The sequence below is a fragment of the Ruegeria sp. AB7 genome (assembly GCF_056542625.1).
This window is the reverse complement of the sequence record NZ_JBQGAC010000004.1, coordinates 281,536-302,157: the sequence shown is the minus strand read 5'-3', so window position 1 is coordinate 302,157 and position 20,622 is coordinate 281,536. Positions and strand designations below refer to the sequence as shown.

Below are 20,622 nucleotides of genomic sequence, written 5' to 3'. Positions count from 1 at the left end.
GCCTTGAAATTTAACCCTTGATTTATGGCTTGGAACTATGTTCCGAGGAAGGCTAGATTTTTCTGGGCCGAATTTTGGGTGTCGACAAACGCACCGACCCCGCCTGACGGCCCGCCTTTGCGGAGGGTACGAGTAGTGAGCTGGATACGTTTTCCGAGTGTAAACCTTTCCCGTGTTTTGTCGGCGACTGTCGTGTTTCTATCTTGCGCTGCCCCGACTTTGGCCGGCGATGTCGTCGGGGAAGTCACTGAGCCCGACGTAATCTCGTCTCAGCGTTTCGCGCGCGACGTCAATGCGTTCTATCTGGGGGTCAGCGCCGGACATGCCTCGGGCGGTTCGGACGAGTTTGGCCTGCGCGTGAACGACGGAGACACGTTTGCTGCGGGCGACCTTAAGCCAAGCGGAAATTTCGCAGGTTTTCGCGGTGGCTGGCGCGGCATTCTGCCAGCCAGAGGTGGGCGCGACTATGTGTATGGGCTGGAAGTCGGCTATGACTTTGGCACGCTCGATGACATCACCTCGTCCCGATCCGGTGGGGCAGAGGTCAGCGGCAGATCCGCGATCTCGGATGTATTGTCCATCCGCCTGCGGAACGGGCTTACCAACCGCAGCGGCAGTGTCCTCTATTTCGTGACTGTGGGTTATGTCCGCGGCGATATCACCACGTCAGGCTCACTAACTGATGCAAGCGGGACAAGCCGATTTGAGAGCGAGGACCGCCGACAAGGTTTCTCGGCCAGCTTGGGCGCTGAACACAAACTGAACGAAAATTGGTCGATCACCGGCGAGATCGAGTATCTGCAGTTCGAATCAAAAACGGTCGAACTGGGTCCGTCATTCTCGACCAAATCGACGCCAAGCTATCGCGGACTGCGGATCGGGTTGAACTATACATTCTGATATCCGCGCGATTGGCGTTTAAAGTTGGCTGTTTCAGCGTTCATCGGCGCATTTGTCATGAGGTGTGCAAATTTTGAAACTGCCGCTTGCGTCTACCTCTACAGTTTGTCTACGCTCAAGATGAAACGCCAAGACAGGAGAACGGATTGGCCATCGGTGCCCTGACCCCACCGCAAGATGACATGCCCCAGCGTGAGGCGCTTGTTGAATTCCCCGACAACAGATTATTGATCGATTTATGCGGTGAATATGACCGCAACCTGACCGATATCGAACAGAAGCTCTCGGTGCAGATTGTGCGACGCGGCAATCAGCTTGTCGTGCTGGGTGACGAGGATTCGCAAAAGCAGGCGATTGAGGTTCTACAGGCCCTCTATACACGGCTCGAAGGTGGGCGTGATGTGGAAGCCGCAGATGTCGACCGCGAGTTGCGCATGGGCAATTCCGAGGTCGGAACTGGCACGCGCGATGGTGACCAGCTTGAGATGTTCAAGGGTGGCACGGTCGAGATCAAGACACGCAAAAAACTGGTCGAGCCGCGCACCGACGCCCAGAAGGCCTATGTGCAGTCGCTGTTCAACAACGAACTGGCCTTTGGCATTGGTCCCGCGGGCACCGGCAAAACCTATCTGGCCGTTGCGGTCGGGGTGTCAATGTTCATTGGCGGGCACGTTGACCGCATCATTCTCAGCCGTCCGGCGGTCGAGGCCGGTGAAAAGCTCGGTTACCTGCCCGGTGACATGAAGGATAAGGTCGATCCCTACATGCAGCCGCTTTATGACGCGCTGAATGATTTCCTGCCCGGAAAACAACTTGCCAAGCTGATCGAAGAAAAGCGGATCGAGATTGCTCCGCTTGCCTTCATGCGCGGTCGTACGCTGGCAAATGCATTTGTGGTGCTGGACGAGGCGCAGAATGCCACAACGATGCAGATGAAGATGTTCCTGACCCGGCTTGGTGAAGGTAGCCGGATGGTTATTACCGGCGACCGGTCTCAAGTTGATCTGCCGCGCGGTGTGCAGTCGGGTCTCAAGGATGCCGAACGGTTGCTGAAAACGATCCCGAATATCAGCTTCAACTATTTCACCTCGAAAGATGTCGTCCGCCATCCGCTTGTCGCCGCCATTATCGAGGCGTATGAGGCCGATGCGGGGCGCGAAACCGGTTAACTTTCAAGGCGCCGATTGAAGCTGGGCTCGGAGCCAAAGGTATGAATCTGGAAATCACGCTTGAGGATGATCGCTGGCGCGGGCTGGAGCCTTTGGCCACGCGCGCAATTGCTGCTGTTCTTGAGTATTGCGATCTTGAGGCGGATCAATGCGAGATCAGCTTGCTGGGCTGCGATGATGCACGGATCGTTGAGTTGAATGCTGAATTTCGTGAAAAATCCACGCCGACCAACGTCCTCAGCTGGCCTGCCGAAGAACTGGCCCCGGATCGGACGGGAGACACTCCGCCGGCTCCGCAACCTGACTTTACTGGCGAAATCGTGCTGGGCGACATTGCGATCTCTTATGACACCTGCGCGCGCGAAGCAGCTGAAGCCGGCAAAAGCACCGACGATCACGTGACGCATCTGATCGTTCACGGTACACTACATTTGCTTGGGTATGATCACATTCGTGACCTCGACGCCACTTTGATGGAAAGGGTCGAGGTCGAGATACTTGGCAAACTGGGTATAGATGACCCATATAATGTATGACATGGGCACCTTTGCCCGATCATTTGGAACAGGATAATGGGCGAAACAGACGGCAGTTCTAGGGCGGCGCATGGCGCGCATTCTCAGAACAGCAGCAATGACAGCGACGAGAGAGGCGGGCTTTTTTCTCGACTCATCGACGTATTTTCTTCTCAGGGCGAAGAGACCAGCCAGCTAAACGGGGCAGAGGCCGTCAGCGCTCAGCCAAGGGGCATGATCAACCTGCGCAGAATGCGGGTCGAAGATGTTGCGATCCCAACAGCCGAAATCGTATCGGTCCCCTCGACAACCCCGAAAGACGAACTTGTCCAGATTTTCCGCGACAGCGGCTTGTCACGCATTCCGGTTTACGATGGCACTTTGGATACGCCCTTGGGGTTTGTGCATCTCAGGGACTTTGCGCTGACTCATGGCTTTAACGGCAACTCCTCCGAGTTCGATCTGAGGTCGATGCTGCGGACATTGCTGTTCGTGCCACCATCGATGCCAATTGGCGTTTTGCTGACTAAGATGCAGACAGAACGTCGCCATATGGCTCTGGTGATCGATGAATACGGTGGAGTCGATGGTTTGCTGACTATCGAAGATCTGATTGAACAGGTTGTCGGAGAAATCGCCGACGAACATGATGCCGACGAAGATCAGCTATGGATACAAGAGAAACCCGGCTGCTACGTGGTTCAGGCGCGTGTACCACTTGAAGAGTTCGAGGCCGAGATTGGCCGCTCTCTGACCAGCCACGAAGATGTAGACGAAGAAGAGATCGACACATTGGGCGGTTTGGTCTTCATGCTCTCGGGGCGGGTTCCGGCGCGTGGTGAGGTTGTATGCCACCCCGAAGGGCCCGAGTTCGAGGTCATTGACGCAGATCCGCGCCGCATAAAACGGTTGCGTGTCATGCTGCCGGATATTGTTGCATGAACCCTGCCGAGGGGTGGCCCTTTTGGCTGCGGTTGGTGCTGGCGGCGCTGTTGGGTGTCGCAGCGGCCAGTGGTCAGGCACCATTGGGATATTGGCCAATAAGCTTGCTGTCGCTGGTGCTGATAGCTCCGTTGTATCTGAGCGCTGAGACAAATCGTCGAGCGGGTTTGCTGGGTTGGGTCTTTGCAACGGGCTATTTTGCGCACGCATTAAGCTGGATAATCGAGCCGTTTCTGGTTGATGTCCAACGCCATGCGTGGATGGCCCCTTTTGCTCTGATCTTCTTGTCGGGCGGGTTGGCCTTGTTCTGGGCGTTGGCCTTCGGAGTTTCGAAACGCATCGGTGGAGCGCCCGTCTTGCAGGGGGCTTTGCTGTCTGTAACGCTGGCGCTGGTCGAGTTTGCGCGTGGCTACATTCTGACCGGATTTCCTTGGGCAGGCATCGCGCAGATTTGGGTGGATACGTCGTTTGCCCAGACTCTGTCACTTGTCGGCCCTTATGGATTGGGAGCGCTGACACTGCTTGCCACATTGCCATTGGGCGCAGCCTTGTTCAGCAATCGTACCCGAAGCGGCATCGTTGTACCGATCGCGTTGACCGCAGGCTGTGCGGCCTTGGCTTTGCTCTATGCAGCGAACCGACCTCCTGTCATGCCCTCTGGTCATATCGTGCGACTGATTCAACCCAATGCACCCCAGGACCAGAAATGGGATCCTGCCTATGCGTCAGTGTTTTTCGCACGCCAACTTGAATTCACAGCGGCCGAGCCCCGCCCGGACCTAATCGTCTGGCCGGAAACCTCGGTCCCGGCATGGCTGGGCAGCGCACAGCCCTATCTTTCAGCCATTGGCGAAGCGGCACAGGGCACCCCGGTAGTCCTGGGCATTCAGCGTGCCGATGGGCAGCAGATCTATAACTCGATGATCTATCTAAATGAGGAGGGTCAGCAAGACGGGCTATACGATAAACACCACTTGGTGCCCTTTGGGGAATATGTGCCATTTGGTGAAGTGATGGCACAGTTCGGCATCTACGGGATGGCCGCAACCACAGGGAATGGCTTTAGCGCGGGACCGGGTGCCGCATTGATGGATGCAGGCACGCTTGGCAAGGCGCTGCCGCTGATCTGCTACGAGGCGGTATTCACGCAGGATATTTTATCCGCGCCGGATCGTGCGGATTTTCTTTTGCAGATTACAAACGACGCTTGGTTCGGAACGCGTTCCGGCCCGTATCAGCACCTCGCCCAGGCGCAGATGCGTGCAATCGAACAAGGCCTACCGATGTTGCGCTCAGCCAATACCGGAGTTTCGGCAATGATTGACCCATTGGGGCGGATCACCGAGGCGCTGGCGCTTGGGCAGGCGGGGTTTATCGACGCCAAATTGCCGCGCCCTCAAACCCCGACCGTTTATTCCCGAATTGGTGATAGTCCGGTTTTAGTAGCTCTATTGGTGCTATTCGCGCTGCTATGGCGACACACCCTGCGCGTAAACGACCAAATTCCGATTGACCCTGTCAAACGCTAAGCGTATTCGGTCGCACGCCTGTCACAACGGCTTCCTGACGTGGTGGGGTAAACTTAATGGAGCACATTCATGTCCCGACAGAATTATACATTTACTTCGGAGTCCGTTTCCGAAGGGCACCCGGATAAGGTCTGCGATCGTATTTCTGATGCAGTATTAGACGCATTCCTGCGCGAAGAACCCGAGGCCCGCGTGGCCTGTGAAACATTTGCCACTACCGATCGTGTGGTTATTGGCGGAGAAGTGGGTCTGTCGGATCAGGACAAGTTGCATGATTATATGGCGCATATCGACGATATCGCGCGGGCATGTATCAAAGATATCGGCTACGAGCAGGACAAGTTTCACCACGAAACCGTCGAAGTGACCAACCTGTTGCACGAGCAGTCGGCTCATATCGCGCAAGGCGTGGATGCTGCCGATAACAAAGACGAAGGTGCAGGCGATCAGGGCATCATGTTCGGCTATGCCACGACCGAGACGCCAGCGCTTATGCCTGCGCCGATCCAATACTCGCACGCTATCCTTCGCCGTCTCGCTGAAGTTCGCAAAAATGGCAGTGAACCCGCCCTTGGCCCGGATGCAAAATCACAGTTGTCTGTTATCTATCGCGACGGCACGCCAGTCGGTGTCAGCTCTATCGTGCTGTCGACGCAGCACATGGATGAGGCGCTGACCTCGGGTGATATTCGCGCCATTGTCGAGCCCTATATCCGTGAAACCCTCCCTGACGGCTGGCTGACCGCCGAAACCGAATGGCACGTGAATCCCACCGGCAAGTTCGTCATCGGCGGTCCGGATGGTGATGCGGGTCTGACCGGTCGCAAGATCATCGTCGACACTTATGGCGGTGCAGCACCTCACGGTGGTGGCGCATTCTCGGGCAAAGACCCAACCAAGGTGGACCGCTCGGCGGCTTACGCAGCGCGTTATCTGGCCAAGAATGTCGTTGCTGCAGGGATGGCAGAGCGCTGCACCATTCAGTTGAGCTATGCGATTGGGGTGTCAAAGCCCCTCTCGATCTATGCCGACACGCATGGAACTGGCCAGATTGCCGATGCAGTGATCGAAAAAGCAGTTGGGCAGGTGATGGACCTGACTCCGCGCGGAATTCGCCAACATCTGCAACTCAACAAGCCGATTTATCAGAGGACCGCTGCTTATGGCCACTTTGGTCGTGAACCCGATGCGGACGGCGGATTTAGCTGGGAGCGCACCGATCTGGTGGACGCGCTGAAACAGGCGGTCTGATCAACAATTAGAAAAACGCGCCGGTTTCGGCGCGTTTTTTGCAAGTCGGCGACCACTTGCAACAATTTCAGCCCCGCAGTAAGGGCTGCGCCATGAGTACAAAGACCCCACAACGCCCGCGCAGAAATTTTTATGGCCGCTTTAAGGGCAAAACCCTGAAGCCCAGTCAAAAGACTTATCTGTCGGAAGATCTTGCTGCCTTGTCCCCCGGTGCGGTGGATTGGGACGGTAATCCTGAACGCGATCCGCTCGATCTCGACGGTCTATTCAGAGGCAAGCCTGTCTGGCTTGAGGTCGGCTTTGGCGGCGGCGAGCATCTGGTGCATCAGGCGCAGCAAAACCCGGATATCGGTATCATCGGGGCTGAACCTTATATCAACGGCGTTGCAATGCTGTTGGGTAAAATCCGGCAGGCGGGTGTTGAAAACCTTGCCGTACATCCCGGGGACGCGCGAGACTTGTTCGACGTTTTGCCTGAAGCCAGCATATCGCGCGCTTTTCTGCTCTATCCCGATCCATGGCCCAAAACACGGCATCACCGCCGTCGGTTTGTCACACCTGAACATCTGGAGCCTTTGGCGCGCGCGTTAAAGCCGGGCGCAATTTTTCGCGTTGCAACAGACATCCCTGACTATGTGCGCCAAACGCTGGAAGAGGTGCCGCGGGCGGGCTTCGAATGGCTGGTCGAGCGCCCTGCCGACTGGCGTGAGCCGTGGGATGACTGGATTTCCACGCGCTACGAACAGAAGGCGCTGCGCGAAGGCCGTACACCCCATTACCTGACCTTCCGCCGCAAAGACTGATTGTCGCTGGACCAACCGGCCCCAATTCGCTAATCGGCCTGAGGACTGATAGCGAAAACAGGAGCCCCTATGTCCGGACACGGCACGCCCATCCCGATGACGTCGCAGCCTTGCGGCCCGCTGACAGGCACCGCAGAGGTGCCCGGGGACAAGTCGATCTCGCACCGGTCCCTGATCCTGGGGGCAATGGCTGTGGGAGAAACCAAGATATCGGGCCTGCTGGAAGGCGAGGACGTATTGGACACCGCTAAGGCCATGCGTGCCTTTGGGGCCGAAGTAACGGATCATGGCGGTGGTGAATGGTCGGTGCATGGCGTGGGCGTTGGTGGTTTTTGCGAACCAGATCAGGTAATCGATTGTGGCAATTCGGGCACTGGCGTGCGCCTGATCATGGGGGCGATGGCGACTTCTCCGATCACAGCGACCTTCACCGGAGATGCGAGCCTGAACAAACGTCCGATGGCGCGGGTCACCGATCCGCTGGCGCTGTTCGGAACGCAATCTGTCGGCCGAGACGGTGGACGTCTGCCGATGACCATTGTCGGAGCTGCGGACCCCACCCCGGTGCGCTATGAGGTGCCTGTGCCTTCGGCGCAGGTGAAATCCGCCGTTCTGCTGGCAGGGCTGAACGCTCCCGGCAAGACCATCGTGATCGAGAAGGAAGCGACCCGCGATCATTCCGAACGGATGCTTGCGGGCTTTGGTGCCGAAATCACGGTCGAGGACACGGATGAAGGGCGCGTCATTACGCTGACCGGTCGGCCCGAGCTGAAGCCACAAGTCATCGCCGTGCCGCGCGACCCGTCCAGTGCGGCCTTCCCGGTCTGTGCCGCACTGATCACACCGGGCTCGGACGTGTTGGTCCCCGGTATCGGCCTGAACCCGACCCGCGCAGGCCTGTTCACCACGCTGCGCGAAATGGGTGCCGATCTGACCTACGAAAACGAGCGCGAAGAAGGGGGTGAGCCGGTTGCCGATCTGCGTGCAAAATACTCGCCCAACATGAAGGGGATCAATGTCCCGCCCGCGCGCGCGGCGTCGATGATCGATGAATACCCGGTGCTGTCTGTTGTGGCCGCAAATGCGACGGGCACAACAATGATGGGCGGCGTGAAAGAACTGCGCGTCAAGGAAAGTGACCGGATCGACGCAATGGCCCGTGGCCTGCGCGCCAACGGTGTGACCGTGAACGAGGGTGACGAATGGTGGTCAGTCGACGGGCGCGGCATCGGCGGTGTGCCCGGTGGTGGGACCTGCGAAAGCTTCTTGGACCACCGCATTGCCATGTCGTTCATGGTCATGGGGATGGGGGCTAAAAAGGCGGTTTCGGTGGATGACGGCGGACCGATCGCAACGTCGTTCCCGATTTTTGAGCCTTTGATGGCCGCGCTCGGTGCCAAGGTCGAGCGTACATGAGATTCACCGTAGCTATCGACGGCCCTGCGGCGGCGGGCAAGGGGACGATTTCCAAGGGCGTTGCCGCGCATTTCGGGTTTGCGCATCTGGATACCGGTCTTCTCTATCGCGCGGTGGGGCGTCGTATGCTGCAAGGTGACGAACCGGTTGCAGCGGCAGGGTCCCTGACAGCAGAAGAATTGCAGCAGGGTGATCTGCGTACGGCTGAGATCGCACAGGCGGCCTCGAAAGTTGCGGTCATTCCTGAAGTCCGAAGCGCACTCGTTGATTTTCAGCGGGCGTTTGCCCGTCGCGCCGGAGGCGCCGTGCTGGACGGGCGCGATATTGGAACCGTGATTTGCCCAAACGCTGAGGTCAAACTGTTTGTCACCGCCAGTCCCGAAGTCCGGGCGGAACGGCGATATCTTGAGCTTTCGGCCAAAGGTTCGGACGTGTCACGCGAACAGGTGCTTGCGGATGTCAAAGAGCGTGACTCACGTGACGCGGATCGCAACACTGCGCCGATGAAACCTGCAGATGACGCCGTGCAGCTTGATACGTCAAACCTGAGCATCGAGGCCGCTTTGGCACGGGCGCTCGAAACGATAGAACAGAACCTGCCCGCAGCCTGAAGTGGCTGCGGACAAGGGTCCGTCAGTTACAATTCACCAACTGCGATGCTCTTGATATTGGCCCACTGGTCATCTGCGGTTTTAGCGGTGCCGGTGACGTCTTTCAGGAAAGCAGCGCGGGTATCAGCATTCAGGAACAGATACAGCTTGCCGTCTGCGATCAGGTACTGATCCGGGTCGCCGTCGAACTTTTTGCCAACAGACACCCCGAACGAACAATAGCCACCGTGCTGGGGCAAGTAAGCCGCCGGATTGGCCTCGAACGCTTCAAGGTTTTCCGCGCTGGTGAAGTAATAGGATGCGCCGTCATAAGTCGCCGAATGATTGGCGAAGCCTTCTACCGGATTGCCATTGTTGACAAGCGCGACCAGATCGACGCCATGGGCTGCCAGGGGTGCACCAGCCGCCGACAGGCCTTTGGAGACGTTGATTTCGTCTGCGGCAAAAGCCGGAGCTGCCAGGGCCAGAGTTGCGGCTAATGCAGTAAGTGCGAGCGATTTCATAGTAGGGGTCCTTTCCCTTTTTGGTTCAAGGCTCGGGTCCGCCCCAAGCCGATGTAACTAAGTTAGAAAAGGTTATTCGGACGGGTAATCGCAGATAGGTCATGAGATTTTGCAGATCGTCCAAAGATCAGTGCGTTTTGCAAAAACTGTTCACATAGCTTTGTTTGGCCACCTGTCCGATGGCCGCCTAAGCTTGCTGGACAACCGTAGGAGTGGCCCATGATCAGACTAGCCCTGTTTTTGTTCTTTCTTGCAGGTAGCGTAGCTGCGCAGCAATCAGACGCGCCGGTGCCCGAGGCCGAACCTCCGATGACTTACGAGCGTCTGGGAAAAATCATCTTTGCGCTAGATCCCGAGGCGCAACCGATCGGGCCGGGGTTTGAGTTGACGATATCTGATGTGACGGTGCTGGTTGTCACCGATACCAATGCTGATCGCATGCGGGCGATGGTCGCGATCGGCAGTGCTGCGGATTTGTCGCCAGCCGATTTGCAACGGATGATGCAGGCAAATTTCGACAGCACGCTGGATGCGCGCTATGCGATCGCAAATGGCACCTTATGGGCTGCGTTCATTCACCCGCTTTCGCTGTTGCAAAGGGATCAGTTGATCTCGGGGCTGGCCCAGACTGTGAATATCGCCAACACCTATGGCACATTGTACACCGGTGGTGCGGCGGAATTCGGAGGGGGCGACAGCCATGATCTGCAGCGTGAGCTGATCGAAGAACTTCTGAAGAAGGGTGAGGAAATCTGACACTTGTCCAAAGTAGGCGCATAGCCTGAATTCTGATGACGAATGTGCCTGCGACCATGGGTGTCATAGGCTCTAGCTGGATGCTTGAAAGCTGTTATAGTCTTCCCACAGCTAAATAAGGGAAAGCTGCTGTTAAATCCCCAACACTCAAAAAAAGGGGAGGCAGCTACAAAATCCCAAGCCAACAGGGACAAAAAATATGAATAATCGTTTGCGTAAGATCACCATCGTGGGTGGTGGTACGGCGGGTTGGATGACTGCGCTCATCCTGGACATGGTGTTCTCCCGCACGTCAGCACCCAAGGATCGCCCACGCATTTGCTTGATCGAAAGCCCCAACATCTCGACTGTGGGTGTCGGTGAAGCGACGGTGCCGCGTATGCCGGTCACGCTCCGTCAGGCGGGCATATCAGAGCGGGATTTCTTCCGCGAAACCAACGCATCGTTCAAGTTGGGAGTTAAGTTCTGCAATTGGAACAACGACGCCAAGGGCAATCGGATAGACTACGTAAACCCGTTTGCCCATGGTCAATTGCTGGAGGGGTTGGAGGCTGCCGAGTATTTTCTGCGTTTTGGTAACGGGGATCGGGATTTCACGCAGTCAATCTCACCGCATGATGATCTGGCCCGGTTGTGCAAGGGTGCGCGCCCGTTGGGTGCACCTGAGTTCGAACAGCGGTTTGGCTATGCCTATCATCTGGATGCCGTGAAATTTGCGGGCATGCTGACAAAGGTCTGCGCCAAGCGCGGCGTCGAGCATATTCAGGATGAGGTGCAATCGGTCGAACTGGACGAGCAGGGCAATGTCAGCCACCTGATGTTAGAGCGCAAGGGACGCCATGACATTGAGATGGTCATAGATTGCACCGGTTTCCGGGGGTTGATCATCAATCAAGCGTTGGGCGAGCCGTTCATGGATTACTCGGACTACTTGCCCAACGACCGTGCCATGGCCTTGCAGATCGAGCACCCTAACCCCGAAAAGATCGAAAGCGTTACACGCTCGACCGCGCTTGGTGCGGGTTGGACGTGGCGTGTGCCGCTCTACAATCGTGTAGGTACGGGATATGTGTATTCATCCGCGCATCGGACCGATGATCAGGCGGCGGACGAATATCTTGAGTGGTTGGGCGACAGCGGCAAGGGGCTGACACCGCGCGTGATCCCCATGCGTGTTGGTCGTGTCCGCAATGCCTGGGTTAAGAACTGCTTGGCGATCGGTTTGTCTGGTGGATTTATCGAACCGCTTGAAAGTACCGCGATCCACATGATCGATCACGCGATCCGCTGGTTTGCCGAGCATCTGCCGACCCGCGATATCGAGCCCGCGCTGCGCAACCGATATAACCGGCAGATGAACAAGCTTTATGACGAGGTACTGGATTTTATCTGCCTGCACTACCGATTGGGTAACCGCACCGATGATCAATATTGGATCGACGCCCGCACCGAGATGAAGATTCCGGATCGGTTGGCCGAGAACCTTGAGCTGTGGCAGCATCGTCTGCCGATGGAACACGATATCGAGTTTGCGACGCTGTTCAATTTCCGCGTCTATCAGACGGTTCTTCTGGGCAAACAGGTGTATGATACGGGGTATGGCGAAGGTATCCGTGATCGTCTGCGACCGCTGAAGAAACCGATTTGGTTCCAGTGGTGGAAGGGGGCAAAAATGGACCTTGCGCAGATCCTCAAGACCATGCCGGATCACAAAACCCTGCTGCGAGATATCCGGGGCGAGTTGGAGAAGCCTGCCTTTGGCAAGGCCGCAATGGGGCAGCCGACTGTCGCAATGCCGGGCGCGAAACCGGCACCCGTGGTAATCGAGAACATGCCAAACCTCGCTGAGATTCAAAGCGGCAAGAAGGATCTGCAACTGTTCTAGCGCCGCATGGTATCATTCGGCAGAACTGACAAAGAAGGCCGGGGATCGGATCGCGTTTGCTTCGATGCCCGGACCTGATGTTCGGATTTTGTGGGATTGGCCAGTGTTTAAGGGCTTTGCTCTTGCACATGACACGGAATCCGCCTATACGCGCGCTGTCTGAACAAGGGCGGTTAACGTCCGGATGACGTATCTGAGCAGGGCCGGGTTACCTCGGCCCTTTGTGTTTGTTAGCTCGGGCGCGTTCTGGATCACGCATTCAGGCATCATGAAACAAGACCGGCGGAGACAACCGCTCGGCCAGCAAAAACGTTATGTAAAGGAAAACAACGCCAAATGGCTAACGCATCCATGGAGGAATTCGAAGCCCTCCTGAATGAAAGCTTCGAAATGGACACGCCCGAAGAGGGTTCTGTTGTCAAAGGCAAGGTTCTGGCGATCGAAGCCGGCCAAGCCATCATCGACGTAGGCTACAAAATGGAAGGCCGCGTTGATCTGAAAGAATTCGCAAATCCCGGCGAAGCCCCTGAAATCGCTGTTGGTGACGAGGTCGAAGTATACCTGCGCGCCGCAGAAAACGCCCGTGGCGAAGCCGTCATCTCGCGCGAGATGGCCCGCCGTGAAGAGGCATGGGACCGTCTGGAAAAAGCATATGCCGACGACCAGCGCGTCGAAGGTGCAATCTTTGGTCGCGTCAAAGGTGGCTTCACCGTCGATCTGGGTGGCGCAGTTGCGTTCCTGCCCGGCTCGCAGGTTGACGTTCGCCCCGTGCGCGACGCTGGCCCGCTGATGGGTCTGAAGCAGCCGTTCCAAATTCTGAAAATGGACCGCCGCCGTGGCAACATCGTTGTTTCGCGTCGCGCTATCCTGGAAGAATCGCGTGCCGAACAGCGTGCCGAAGTCATCGGCAACCTGTCCGAAGGTCAGACCGTCGAGGGTGTTGTCAAAAACATCACCGAATACGGTGCATTTGTTGACCTGGGCGGCGTTGACGGCCTGCTGCACGTCACCGACATGGCATGGCGCCGTGTGAACCACCCGTCCGAGATCCTGACGATCGGCGAAACCATTAAGGTTCAGGTCATCAAGATCAACAAAGAGACCCACCGTATCAGCCTGGGCATGAAGCAGCTGCAGGAAGATCCGTGGGATCTGGTTGCTGCGAAATACCCGCTGGGCTCGGTCCATCAGGGTCGCGTCACCAACATCACCGACTACGGCGCGTTCGTCGAGCTGGAAGCTGGTGTCGAAGGTCTGGTGCACGTGTCCGAGATGTCCTGGACCAAGAAAAACGTCCACCCAGGCAAGATCGTTTCGACCAGCCAGGAAGTCGACGTCATGGTTCTGGAAATCGACGGCGCCAAGCGTCGCGTGTCTCTGGGCCTGAAGCAGACTCAGCGCAACCCATGGGAAGTGTTTGCAGAAACTCACCCCGAGGGCACCGAGGTCGAAGGCGAAGTCAAGAACATCACCGAGTTTGGTCTGTTCATTGGCCTCGAAGGCGACATCGATGGCATGGTTCACCTGTCCGACCTGTCGTGGGACGAGCGTGGCGAAGATGCGATCCAGAACTACCGCAAAGGCGACATGGTTTCGGCCGTTGTCTCGGAAGTGGACGTTGAGAAAGAGCGTATCTCGCTGTCGATCAAAGCCCTGGGCGGTGACAAGTTCGCCGAAGCCGTGGGCGGCGTGAAGCGTGGTTCGGTCATCACCGTCGAAGTGACCGCGATCGAAGATGGCGGCATCGAGGTCGAGTACGAAGGCATGAAGTCGTTCATCCGTCGTTCGGACCTGTCGCGTGACCGTGCTGAGCAGCGCCCCGAGCGTTTCTCGGTCGGCGACAAGGTCGACGTTCGCGTCACCAACGTTGACAGCAAGACCCGCCGTCTGGGCCTGTCGATCAAGGCACGCGAGATCGCCGAAGAGAAAGAGGCCGTGGAACAGTACGGTTCTTCCGACTCGGGCGCGTCGCTGGGCGATATCCTGGGTGCAGCACTGAAGTCGGGCGACTAAGTCCGGGGGCGTATCCCAAACATGAAATTCGGCCTCGCACCATGGTGCGGGGCCGTTTTTGTTGCGAATCAATATCTTCCAAATAGTCGGCTTAATTTGCCTATCGTTCGCGCATGAAGTGTGGAAATCAGGCCAACGGGCAAGAATTCGCGTGAGATTGTCGCAAAATGCCGCCTTTGCTGGCAGAGTATCCGTTCCCCCGATCCGGGTTTTTTCCTATACTGTCAGAACAATAGGCTTGTCACATCGTCCGCCTGGGAGGGTATTGCGTATGATCCGTTCAGAATTGATTCAGAAAATTGCCGACGAAAACCCGCATCTCTATCAACGCGACGTCGAGCGGATCGTGAATACCGTTTTTGAAGAAGTGACCGACGCCATGGCACGCGGCGACCGTGTCGAGCTGCGCGGTTTCGGCGCGTTTTCGGTGAAAAAGCGTGACGCACGTGTAGGCCGCAATCCTCGCACCGGTGAGACTGTGCAGGTTGAAGAAAAATGTGTTCCATTTTTCAAAACTGGCAAGTTGCTAAGGGACCGTTTGAACGGTAAAGCCTAGCCTCATGATGCGCTACATTCGTTATGCTTTTCTGGCTGCATTGGGGATCGTTCTGGTCTCGGTTTCGCTGGCCAATCGCCAAATTGTTGAACTTAAGCTTATGCCGGATGCTTTGTCCGAGTTGCTGGGGTTCAACCTGTCAACCTCCTTGCCGCTGTTTCTGGTCGTGCTGGGTGGGGTTGTTGCCGGCCTGGTCATCGGCTTCCTGTGGGAATGGCTGCGCGAGCATAAACACCGCAAGGATGTGACCGTGAAGCAAGGCGAAGTGCGCAAGCTTGAGCGTGAAGTTAAGAAGCTCAAGAAAAAGCAGAATGAAGGTCAGGATGATGTGCTGGCCATTCTGGATGAGGCAAGCTGAGGCCCTACGATGCCCGCTGATATCCGAGTTAAAATCTGCGGCCTGACCGCCCCTGACCACGTGCGCGCTGCTGTGGATGCGGGCGCGGGATATGTTGGCTTCGTGTTTTTCCCCAAATCCCCGCGGCATGTTGAGCCCCAGACAGCTGCGACATTGGCACAGCAGGTGCCTGCGGGCGTCGCCAAGGTGGCGCTGACAGTGAATGCGACGGACGAGGATTTGGACCACATTCTTTCGATCATGCCTCTGGATATGTTGCAACTGCATGGCAAAGAAAGTCCTGAGCGTGTGCAGCAAGTGCGAGACCACTTCGGCCTGCCAGTAATGAAGGCCATTGGTGTGGCCGAGGCCGAAGACCTCGCGGCCATCGATCTCTATTCAGATGTGGCGGATCAGCTGTTGATCGACGCAAAGCCACCGCGAAACGCGGAGCTGCCTGGTGGTAACGGTTTGTCTTTTGATTGGCGCCTGCTGGCAGGTCGTAAATACTGGCGTAGGCCATGGATGCTGGCCGGAGGTCTGACCCCTGACAATGTCGCAGAAGCGGTGCGAATGACCGGCGCACAGCAGGTGGATGTCTCATCCGGCGTCGAAAGCTCTCCGGGTGTCAAGGATGCCGGGCTGATCCGCGCCTTTATCGACGCGGCAAGTTGATCTGATAAGCACGAAACTGCGTATCTCCTCAAAATGGGGGAGAGCATGCTGGCAGTGATCGGCGGAGTTTCACTTAAACGATGGTATCACGGGCCCGAGTTCTTCTGGCGCGCTCATCAATCCTTGCGGCAGGCACGCGGTGACGCGCTGTGCCTGCATGCCGAGGTATTTGTGCGTCAAGGCTGTTATTTTTCATACACAGTCTGGCATGATGTCGAAGCTATGCTGACATTCGCACATTCCGGCCCTCATCGCCGTGTAGTACGCGCGTCGACCCGTCTGGCAGATATCAATGTGTTCTGTCAATTTCCCTGCATTGCTGTTCCAAGTCGAGTTCAGGCACTTCAGGTATGGGAACAGCGCGCTCAGGCGGCGGAATGATACGTTTTGCGATGGCAAATCACTCCATCACCTCCTATGAACATCGGGTACGACGAGGGAGACTTCCATGGCCAACGATCTTTTTAATTCCTTCATGTCCGGCCCCGATGAACAAGGCCGCTTTGGCATCTTCGGCGGGCGCTTTGTCAGCGAAACGCTGATGCCGCTGATCCTGTCACTGGAAGAGGAATATGACAAAGCCAAGGATGACCCCACATTTTGGGCCGAGATGGACGATCTATGGGCAAACTACGTGGGCCGCCCTTCGCCGCTCTACTACGCGGAACGCCTGACCGAACATCTGGGCGGCGCAAAGATATACTTGAAACGTGACGAACTGAACCACACCGGCGCACACAAGATCAACAATGTGCTGGGCCAGATCATTCTGGCGCGGCGCATGGGAAAGACCCGGATCATCGCCGAGACCGGGGCAGGGCAGCACGGCGTGGCCACAGCCACCGTCTGCGCCAAGTTCGGCCTGAAGTGCATTGTCTACATGGGTGCCCATGACGTTCAGCGCCAGGCCCCGAACGTGTTCCGCATGCGCCTGCTGGGAGCCGAAGTGATCCCGGTGACATCCGGCAGGGGTACGCTGAAAGATGCGATGAACGACGCTCTGCGCGACTGGGTGACCAATGTGCGCGATACCTTTTACTGCATCGGCACAGTTGCTGGCCCGCATCCTTACCCGGCGATGGTACGCGACTTCCAGTCGATCATCGGCAAGGAAGCCAAGGAACAGATGCAAAAGGCCGAGGGCCGTTTGCCCGACACCATCATCGCCGCCATCGGAGGTGGTTCGAATGCGATGGGCCTATTCTACCCGTTCCTCGACGACAAGGATGTGAATATCATCGGTGTTGAAGCGGGCGGCAAGGGCGTGAACGAGAAGATGGAGCATTGCGCCTCATTGACCGGAGGTCGTCCGGGCGTGCTGCACGGCAACCGCACTTATCTGCTGCAGGATGATGATGGGCAGATTCTCGAAGGCTATTCGATCTCGGCCGGTCTGGACTATCCGGGCATTGGCCCCGAGCATTCCTGGCTGCACGACATCGGTCGCGCCAACTATGTCTCGATCACGGACAAAGAAGCGCTTGAAGCGTTCCAGTTGTGCTGCGCCACCGAAGGTATCATCCCTGCGCTGGAGCCCTGCCATGCGCTGGCGCATGTTATGAAAATCGCGCCGGAATTGCCCAAGGACCACCTGATCTGCATGAATATGTGTGGCCGGGGGGATAAGGATGTGCAGACCGTCGCACGGTACCTGAACTTTGATATGTCGGATACCGAAGGTCGCGCAGCGGACTGATTAGGCCCAACAGGCTTTGCGCCTTTGAGGAACTGTGCCAGTTTGCATTGCATGTGCAGTGTTTCCTCAAAGGCCGGACCCGACCGACTTGACCAGAAATACGATCAGGCCGCCCCGGGCTGGGCAGACAAGATGCGTCTGCTGGGGTATTTCGATGCCTATCTGGGTTTTCTGTCCTCGGACCCGCAGGTCGAATTGGGCCGTAACGCACTGGATATCGGGTGCGGTACGGGAGCCTTTGCCGAAGCACGCGCCGTGATCCGGCGCGAAGGGCATGTGACGCTTTTGGAACCTTCGGCCCGAATGCTGCAACTGGCAGGGTCAGCGTTGCAACGGCGCGGTGGAAACGCCGAGACTGTCCAATCGCGCTTGGAAGAGTTCCATCCGGCATCCCGTTTTGACTGCCTGTTGGCTGCGCATGTTCTGGAGCATTGCGTTGATCCGATAGATGCTTTGCGCCGCATGCGCGATCTGGCTGAACCGGGTGCAACGCTTTGGTTGGTAGTCAGCAAGCCACATTGGTGTAATGCGATCATCTGGTTCCAATGGCGGCACCGAACCTATCGACCGGATATTGTGGCGGAGATGCTCGCGCGTTCGGGCTGGGATCTGCAGGCCGAGCATGGCTTTCCAACCGGGCCGCCGTCGCGCACGTCTCGCGGATATCGGGCGATCGCCATTTAGTGCTCGTCTTCAGCGCGCTGCATTTTTAGAATATGGAGAGGTACGATATCCAGCGCCCTCTGGTGCGTGGCTTCAAGGTGCGCCTTGGGCGCGCATCCCTCGTCATGGGCTTGCAAAAAGCGCCCCGCACACAAGCACCAGCGATCACCAGGCTTGAGCCCAGGAAAATCGAATTCAGGCCGGGGTGTGCTCAGGTCATTTCCGACATATTTCGAATAAGCCAGAAACTCTGCCGTCATCACGGCGCAGACCGTATGGCTCCCCTGATCCTCGGGGCAGGTGTTGCAGGCACCGTCGCGAAAGAAACCGGTTAATGGTTTGCGCGAACAGGGCGCGAGCACGCCGCCCAGAACATTGATGCTGTCTTGCTTCTGCATGATGGTATCTTACAGGCTTCGCGCAATTTTGCGGAACATTTCTATGTTTTGCTCACCGACACCGGGATCGCGGAACTTCCGGTCTGCGCCCGTCGTGACAATCAGAACACCACGTGGCTGGTCGAAGTAAATGTACTGCCCATACACGCCCCGCGCCATGAATTCACCTTCATGGGCACCGATCGGGATCCACCATTGATAGCCATACCCTATCTTGCCCGGTTCGGTCGGTGCGCTTGGCCAAGTAGCTGCGTCGATCCATTCCGCGGGTACAATCTGCCGTCCATCGCGTTCGCCATCCTGCAAAATCAACTGCCCGAACCGGGCAAAATCGCGCGTTGTGAAGTTGAGACCACCCAGAACAAATGCAACGCCTGCTCCATCGGTGATATAGTAACCTTCTCGCTCCAATCCCAGCGGTGTGATCACCTTCTCGGTCAGTAACTCTGCAACGCTGCGTCCTGTTGCCCCCCGTATGACCATTCCGATCACATGAGTATCGATCGACACATATTGCCATGTTTCACCCGGCGCGACGAAACTGTCCTTCAACGAAGCCGCGAAGTCGTCCAGTTCACCTCCCAGCGCCACGACGCGGCCCATGCGATTGATGTCGGAATTATAGTCCAGATAATCCTCGTCAAAGGTCACGCCGCTGGCCATGTTCAACACGTTGCGGATCGTGGCGGTCTCATAGGCGCTGCCCTTGAGGTCAGGTGCGTATTGCACAACCGGATCGTCGAGCGAATTGATCGCGCCTTCATCCAGCAAAATACCGAACAAGGCAGACAAATAGCTTTTAGCAATTGACCAGGAGATCCTGCGATCATCCGGCCCGGTGTCCAGATAGTATTCTTCGAAACGAATTTCTCCGTCCTGCATCACCAACAGGGACGTTACCGAGCGATCTTCGATCCACTGGTCTGTTCCATCGGGAAGATCGAAGCCGGGCCCATACGGCAGCTCCCAGGTCGGGCCATTGCCACGCGGCAGAGTGACCGTCAGAAAGGCTTCGTCCATATTCGAAAAGTTGTGGACGATCTTTTCTTCTGAAAACAGCGAATTCACCGCCATCAGGCGCTGGATTTCCTCGCGTTTCCAAAATCCGACAACCGCCGCTGCCAATGCCAAGGTCAACAGGATACGCAGCAGCCATCTGAGCGCTGTTTTCATTCGTCACCTCCCTTTGCCTCTGACATTGGACTTTGGCCTGAGGCTTTGCGCAAGCGCAACGTTGCGGAATGATTATCTGAATTTATCCAGCAGCTTTTGCATGGCCGAACGCTCATCGGGCGCTGAAACGGCTTCGGCGGCAGCTTTGGGGGGCGTTTCAAGTTTAGTGGGCTGCTTCGATGATCTGGGTGGAGCAGTGCGCAGTGCAACGGCATTCATGAATTTCCCGCTTTCGTCATCGGCAAGATAAGTGGCACCGTCCGAGACGCCGCGCAGCACGTCATCCAGCCAGTCCGCATCCGCCTTTGCAAAGTCGCTTAGAACATAAGGCGAGACCATTTCTTTGCGGCCCGGATGACCGATACCCAGCCGCACGCGATCATAGGCCGGGCTGATATGGTCGTGGATCGACCGCAACCCGTTATGGCCTGCGTGGCCACCGCCTGCCTTAACGCGCACTTTACCGGGTGCCAAGTCCAGCTCATCATGGAAGACGGTCACGTCCGTCGAGTCGAGCTTGTAGAAGCGCATTGCCTCTCCCACTGACTGGCCAGAGCGGTTCATGAAGGTTAGCGGCTTGACCAGCAGCACTTTTTGGCCGCCTAGACGTCCTTCGGCAATTTCAGCCTGGAACTTGGACTTCCACGGACCAAAGTTGTGATCTTCGGCAATTCGCTCCAACGCCATGAAGCCGATATTGTGCCGGTTGCGAGCGTATTTTGATCCCGGATTTCCCAAACCGACAAACAGTTTCATCGCTTTGTCCCTTACAGTCTCGCGTCGTTATCTCATTGCATGGATCAGGGGATGTTTTCCAGCCCCGTACACGCA

22 protein-coding genes and 1 riboswitch are annotated in these 20,622 nt (G+C 57.0%); of the genes, 18 read left to right on the top strand and 4 right to left on the bottom strand.

Annotated elements, in window-relative coordinates; genetic code table 11:
* Positions 1 to 135 precede the first annotated feature (135 nt).
* From ACR0EN_RS13295 to cmk, 9 genes are all read left to right on the top strand, one after another.
* Positions 136 to 900 (top strand): outer membrane protein, encoded by a 765-nt coding sequence (locus tag ACR0EN_RS13295; protein WP_170511305.1) that lies wholly within the window; start codon positions 136 to 138, stop codon positions 898 to 900.
* Between the two features lie 146 nt (positions 901 to 1,046).
* Positions 1,047 to 2,069, top strand: a complete 1,023-nt coding sequence (locus ACR0EN_RS13290) for a PhoH family protein (protein WP_170404555.1) — start codon at positions 1,047 to 1,049, stop codon at positions 2,067 to 2,069.
* Between the two features lie 41 nt (positions 2,070 to 2,110).
* On the top strand, positions 2,111 to 2,605 hold the full coding sequence (ybeY, locus tag ACR0EN_RS13285; RefSeq protein ID WP_480587143.1) for an rRNA maturation RNase YbeY: 495 nt from the start codon (positions 2,111 to 2,113) through the stop codon (positions 2,603 to 2,605).
* A gap of 36 nt (positions 2,606 to 2,641) precedes the next feature.
* The gene (locus ACR0EN_RS13280) at positions 2,642 to 3,526 is read left to right on the top strand and encodes a hemolysin family protein (protein WP_480587140.1); all 885 of its coding nucleotides are present in this window, start codon (positions 2,642 to 2,644) and stop codon (positions 3,524 to 3,526) included.
* Positions 3,523 to 5,055: an apolipoprotein N-acyltransferase gene (lnt, locus tag ACR0EN_RS13275; RefSeq protein WP_170818114.1), complete on the top strand. Its 1,533-nt coding sequence runs from the start codon at positions 3,523 to 3,525 to the stop codon at positions 5,053 to 5,055. The genes ACR0EN_RS13280 and lnt overlap by 4 nt, the downstream gene beginning before the upstream one ends.
* A 15-nt stretch (positions 5,056 to 5,070) precedes the next feature.
* Positions 5,071 to 5,119, top strand: a riboswitch (SAM-SAH riboswitch).
* 5 nt (positions 5,120 to 5,124) lie between these two features.
* Complete coding sequence (gene metK / locus ACR0EN_RS13270; RefSeq protein WP_170511314.1) at positions 5,125 to 6,306, top strand: methionine adenosyltransferase; 1,182 nt, start codon at positions 5,125 to 5,127, stop codon at positions 6,304 to 6,306.
* A 92-nt stretch (positions 6,307 to 6,398) separates the two neighbouring features.
* Positions 6,399 to 7,109 (top strand): tRNA (guanosine(46)-N7)-methyltransferase TrmB, encoded by a 711-nt coding sequence (gene trmB / locus ACR0EN_RS13265; RefSeq protein ID WP_480587136.1) that lies wholly within the window; start codon positions 6,399 to 6,401, stop codon positions 7,107 to 7,109.
* A 69-nt stretch (positions 7,110 to 7,178) separates the two neighbouring features.
* Entirely contained in the window at positions 7,179 to 8,525 is a 1,347-nt protein-coding gene (gene aroA, locus ACR0EN_RS13260; RefSeq protein ID WP_480587133.1) for a 3-phosphoshikimate 1-carboxyvinyltransferase, read from the top strand.
* A complete protein-coding gene (gene cmk, locus ACR0EN_RS13255; RefSeq protein ID WP_170397526.1) occupies positions 8,522 to 9,136 on the top strand; it encodes a (d)CMP kinase in 615 nt (204 codons plus the stop codon). Before aroA ends, cmk begins: the two co-directional genes overlap by 4 nt.
* A gap of 26 nt (positions 9,137 to 9,162) precedes the next feature.
* On the opposite strand, the gene ACR0EN_RS13250 is transcribed toward cmk, so the two are convergent.
* Complete coding sequence (locus tag ACR0EN_RS13250; RefSeq protein ID WP_170397523.1) at positions 9,163 to 9,639, bottom strand: YHS domain-containing (seleno)protein; 477 nt, start codon at positions 9,637 to 9,639, stop codon at positions 9,163 to 9,165.
* Positions 9,640 to 9,858: 219 nt separating this feature from the next.
* Between ACR0EN_RS13250 and ACR0EN_RS13245 the strand changes: the two genes are divergently transcribed.
* From ACR0EN_RS13245 to ACR0EN_RS13205, 9 genes are all read left to right on the top strand, one after another.
* Positions 9,859 to 10,395 (top strand): hypothetical protein, encoded by a 537-nt coding sequence (locus tag ACR0EN_RS13245; RefSeq protein WP_170397520.1) that lies wholly within the window; start codon positions 9,859 to 9,861, stop codon positions 10,393 to 10,395.
* Between the two features lie 199 nt (positions 10,396 to 10,594).
* The gene (locus ACR0EN_RS13240; RefSeq protein ID WP_170404526.1) at positions 10,595 to 12,280 is read left to right on the top strand and encodes a tryptophan halogenase family protein; all 1,686 of its coding nucleotides are present in this window, start codon (positions 10,595 to 10,597) and stop codon (positions 12,278 to 12,280) included.
* Positions 12,281 to 12,616: 336 nt separating this feature from the next.
* A complete protein-coding gene (gene rpsA / locus ACR0EN_RS13235) occupies positions 12,617 to 14,293 on the top strand; it encodes a 30S ribosomal protein S1 (protein ID WP_039532111.1) in 1,677 nt (558 codons plus the stop codon).
* 271 nt (positions 14,294 to 14,564) lie between these two features.
* Positions 14,565 to 14,849 (top strand): integration host factor subunit beta, encoded by a 285-nt coding sequence (ihfB, locus tag ACR0EN_RS13230; RefSeq protein ID WP_050603110.1) that lies wholly within the window; start codon positions 14,565 to 14,567, stop codon positions 14,847 to 14,849.
* Positions 14,850 to 14,856: 7 nt separating this feature from the next.
* Positions 14,857 to 15,207 carry a LapA family protein gene (locus ACR0EN_RS13225; RefSeq protein WP_170397774.1) on the top strand — a complete coding sequence of 117 codons (351 nt, stop codon included), beginning with the start codon at positions 14,857 to 14,859 and terminating at the stop codon, positions 15,205 to 15,207.
* Positions 15,208 to 15,216: 9 nt separating this feature from the next.
* Positions 15,217 to 15,861: a phosphoribosylanthranilate isomerase gene (locus tag ACR0EN_RS13220; protein ID WP_170511324.1), complete on the top strand. Its 645-nt coding sequence runs from the start codon at positions 15,217 to 15,219 to the stop codon at positions 15,859 to 15,861.
* Positions 15,862 to 15,906: 45 nt separating this feature from the next.
* Positions 15,907 to 16,242: a hypothetical protein gene (locus ACR0EN_RS13215; RefSeq protein WP_170397511.1), complete on the top strand. Its 336-nt coding sequence runs from the start codon at positions 15,907 to 15,909 to the stop codon at positions 16,240 to 16,242.
* A 67-nt stretch (positions 16,243 to 16,309) separates the two neighbouring features.
* Entirely contained in the window at positions 16,310 to 17,557 is a 1,248-nt protein-coding gene (gene trpB, locus ACR0EN_RS13210) for a tryptophan synthase subunit beta (protein ID WP_170397508.1), read from the top strand.
* A gap of 51 nt (positions 17,558 to 17,608) precedes the next feature.
* Positions 17,609 to 18,241, top strand: coding sequence for a class I SAM-dependent methyltransferase (locus tag ACR0EN_RS13205; protein ID WP_170424383.1), 633 nt, complete (start codon positions 17,609 to 17,611; stop codon positions 18,239 to 18,241).
* Here ACR0EN_RS13205 and ACR0EN_RS13200 read toward each other — a convergent pair.
* The 3 genes from ACR0EN_RS13200 to pth form a co-directional block, all read right to left on the bottom strand.
* Complete coding sequence (locus tag ACR0EN_RS13200) at positions 18,238 to 18,618, bottom strand: DUF2237 domain-containing protein (RefSeq protein WP_170818108.1); 381 nt, start codon at positions 18,616 to 18,618, stop codon at positions 18,238 to 18,240. The genes ACR0EN_RS13205 and ACR0EN_RS13200 overlap by 4 nt on opposite strands.
* A gap of 9 nt (positions 18,619 to 18,627) precedes the next feature.
* Entirely contained in the window at positions 18,628 to 19,791 is a 1,164-nt protein-coding gene (locus ACR0EN_RS13195) for a serine hydrolase domain-containing protein (protein ID WP_170626502.1), read from the bottom strand.
* 72 nt (positions 19,792 to 19,863) lie between these two features.
* On the bottom strand, positions 19,864 to 20,547 hold the full coding sequence (pth, locus tag ACR0EN_RS13190) for an aminoacyl-tRNA hydrolase (RefSeq protein ID WP_480587127.1): 684 nt from the start codon (positions 20,545 to 20,547) through the stop codon (positions 19,864 to 19,866).
* Positions 20,548 to 20,622: the final 75 nt, after the last annotated feature.

Excerpts from the sequence above, each read along its gene's own strand:
- rpsA (WP_039532111.1), top strand. The coding sequence starts at position 12,617 with ATGGCTAACGCATCCATGGAGGAATTCGAAGCCCTCCTGAATGAAAGC.
- ACR0EN_RS13280 (WP_480587140.1), top strand. The coding sequence starts at position 2,642 with ATGGGCGAAACAGACGGCAGTTCTAGGGCGGCGCATGGCGCGCATTCT.
- trmB (WP_480587136.1), top strand. The coding sequence starts at position 6,399 with ATGAGTACAAAGACCCCACAACGCCCGCGCAGAAATTTTTATGGCCGC.
- ACR0EN_RS13240 (WP_170404526.1), top strand. The coding sequence starts at position 10,595 with ATGAATAATCGTTTGCGTAAGATCACCATCGTGGGTGGTGGTACGGCG.
- aroA (WP_480587133.1), top strand. The coding sequence starts at position 7,179 with ATGTCCGGACACGGCACGCCCATCCCGATGACGTCGCAGCCTTGCGGC.
- metK (WP_170511314.1), top strand. The coding sequence starts at position 5,125 with ATGTCCCGACAGAATTATACATTTACTTCGGAGTCCGTTTCCGAAGGG.
- ACR0EN_RS13200 (WP_170818108.1), bottom strand. The coding sequence starts at position 18,618 with ATGCAGAAGCAAGACAGCATCAATGTTCTGGGCGGCGTGCTCGCGCCC.
- ACR0EN_RS13250 (WP_170397523.1), bottom strand. The coding sequence starts at position 9,639 with ATGAAATCGCTCGCACTTACTGCATTAGCCGCAACTCTGGCCCTGGCA.
- ACR0EN_RS13215 (WP_170397511.1), top strand. The coding sequence starts at position 15,907 with ATGCTGGCAGTGATCGGCGGAGTTTCACTTAAACGATGGTATCACGGG.
- trpB (WP_170397508.1), top strand. The coding sequence starts at position 16,310 with ATGGCCAACGATCTTTTTAATTCCTTCATGTCCGGCCCCGATGAACAA.
- ACR0EN_RS13220 (WP_170511324.1), top strand. The coding sequence starts at position 15,217 with ATGCCCGCTGATATCCGAGTTAAAATCTGCGGCCTGACCGCCCCTGAC.
- pth (WP_480587127.1), bottom strand. The coding sequence starts at position 20,547 with ATGAAACTGTTTGTCGGTTTGGGAAATCCGGGATCAAAATACGCTCGC.
- ACR0EN_RS13225 (WP_170397774.1), top strand. The coding sequence starts at position 14,857 with ATGCGCTACATTCGTTATGCTTTTCTGGCTGCATTGGGGATCGTTCTG.
- lnt (WP_170818114.1), top strand. The coding sequence starts at position 3,523 with ATGAACCCTGCCGAGGGGTGGCCCTTTTGGCTGCGGTTGGTGCTGGCG.
- ihfB (WP_050603110.1), top strand. The coding sequence starts at position 14,565 with ATGATCCGTTCAGAATTGATTCAGAAAATTGCCGACGAAAACCCGCAT.
- ACR0EN_RS13245 (WP_170397520.1), top strand. The coding sequence starts at position 9,859 with ATGATCAGACTAGCCCTGTTTTTGTTCTTTCTTGCAGGTAGCGTAGCT.
- cmk (WP_170397526.1), top strand. The coding sequence starts at position 8,522 with ATGAGATTCACCGTAGCTATCGACGGCCCTGCGGCGGCGGGCAAGGGG.
- ybeY (WP_480587143.1), top strand. The coding sequence starts at position 2,111 with ATGAATCTGGAAATCACGCTTGAGGATGATCGCTGGCGCGGGCTGGAG.
- ACR0EN_RS13195 (WP_170626502.1), bottom strand. The coding sequence starts at position 19,791 with ATGAAAACAGCGCTCAGATGGCTGCTGCGTATCCTGTTGACCTTGGCA.
- ACR0EN_RS13205 (WP_170424383.1), top strand. The coding sequence starts at position 17,609 with ATGTGCAGTGTTTCCTCAAAGGCCGGACCCGACCGACTTGACCAGAAA.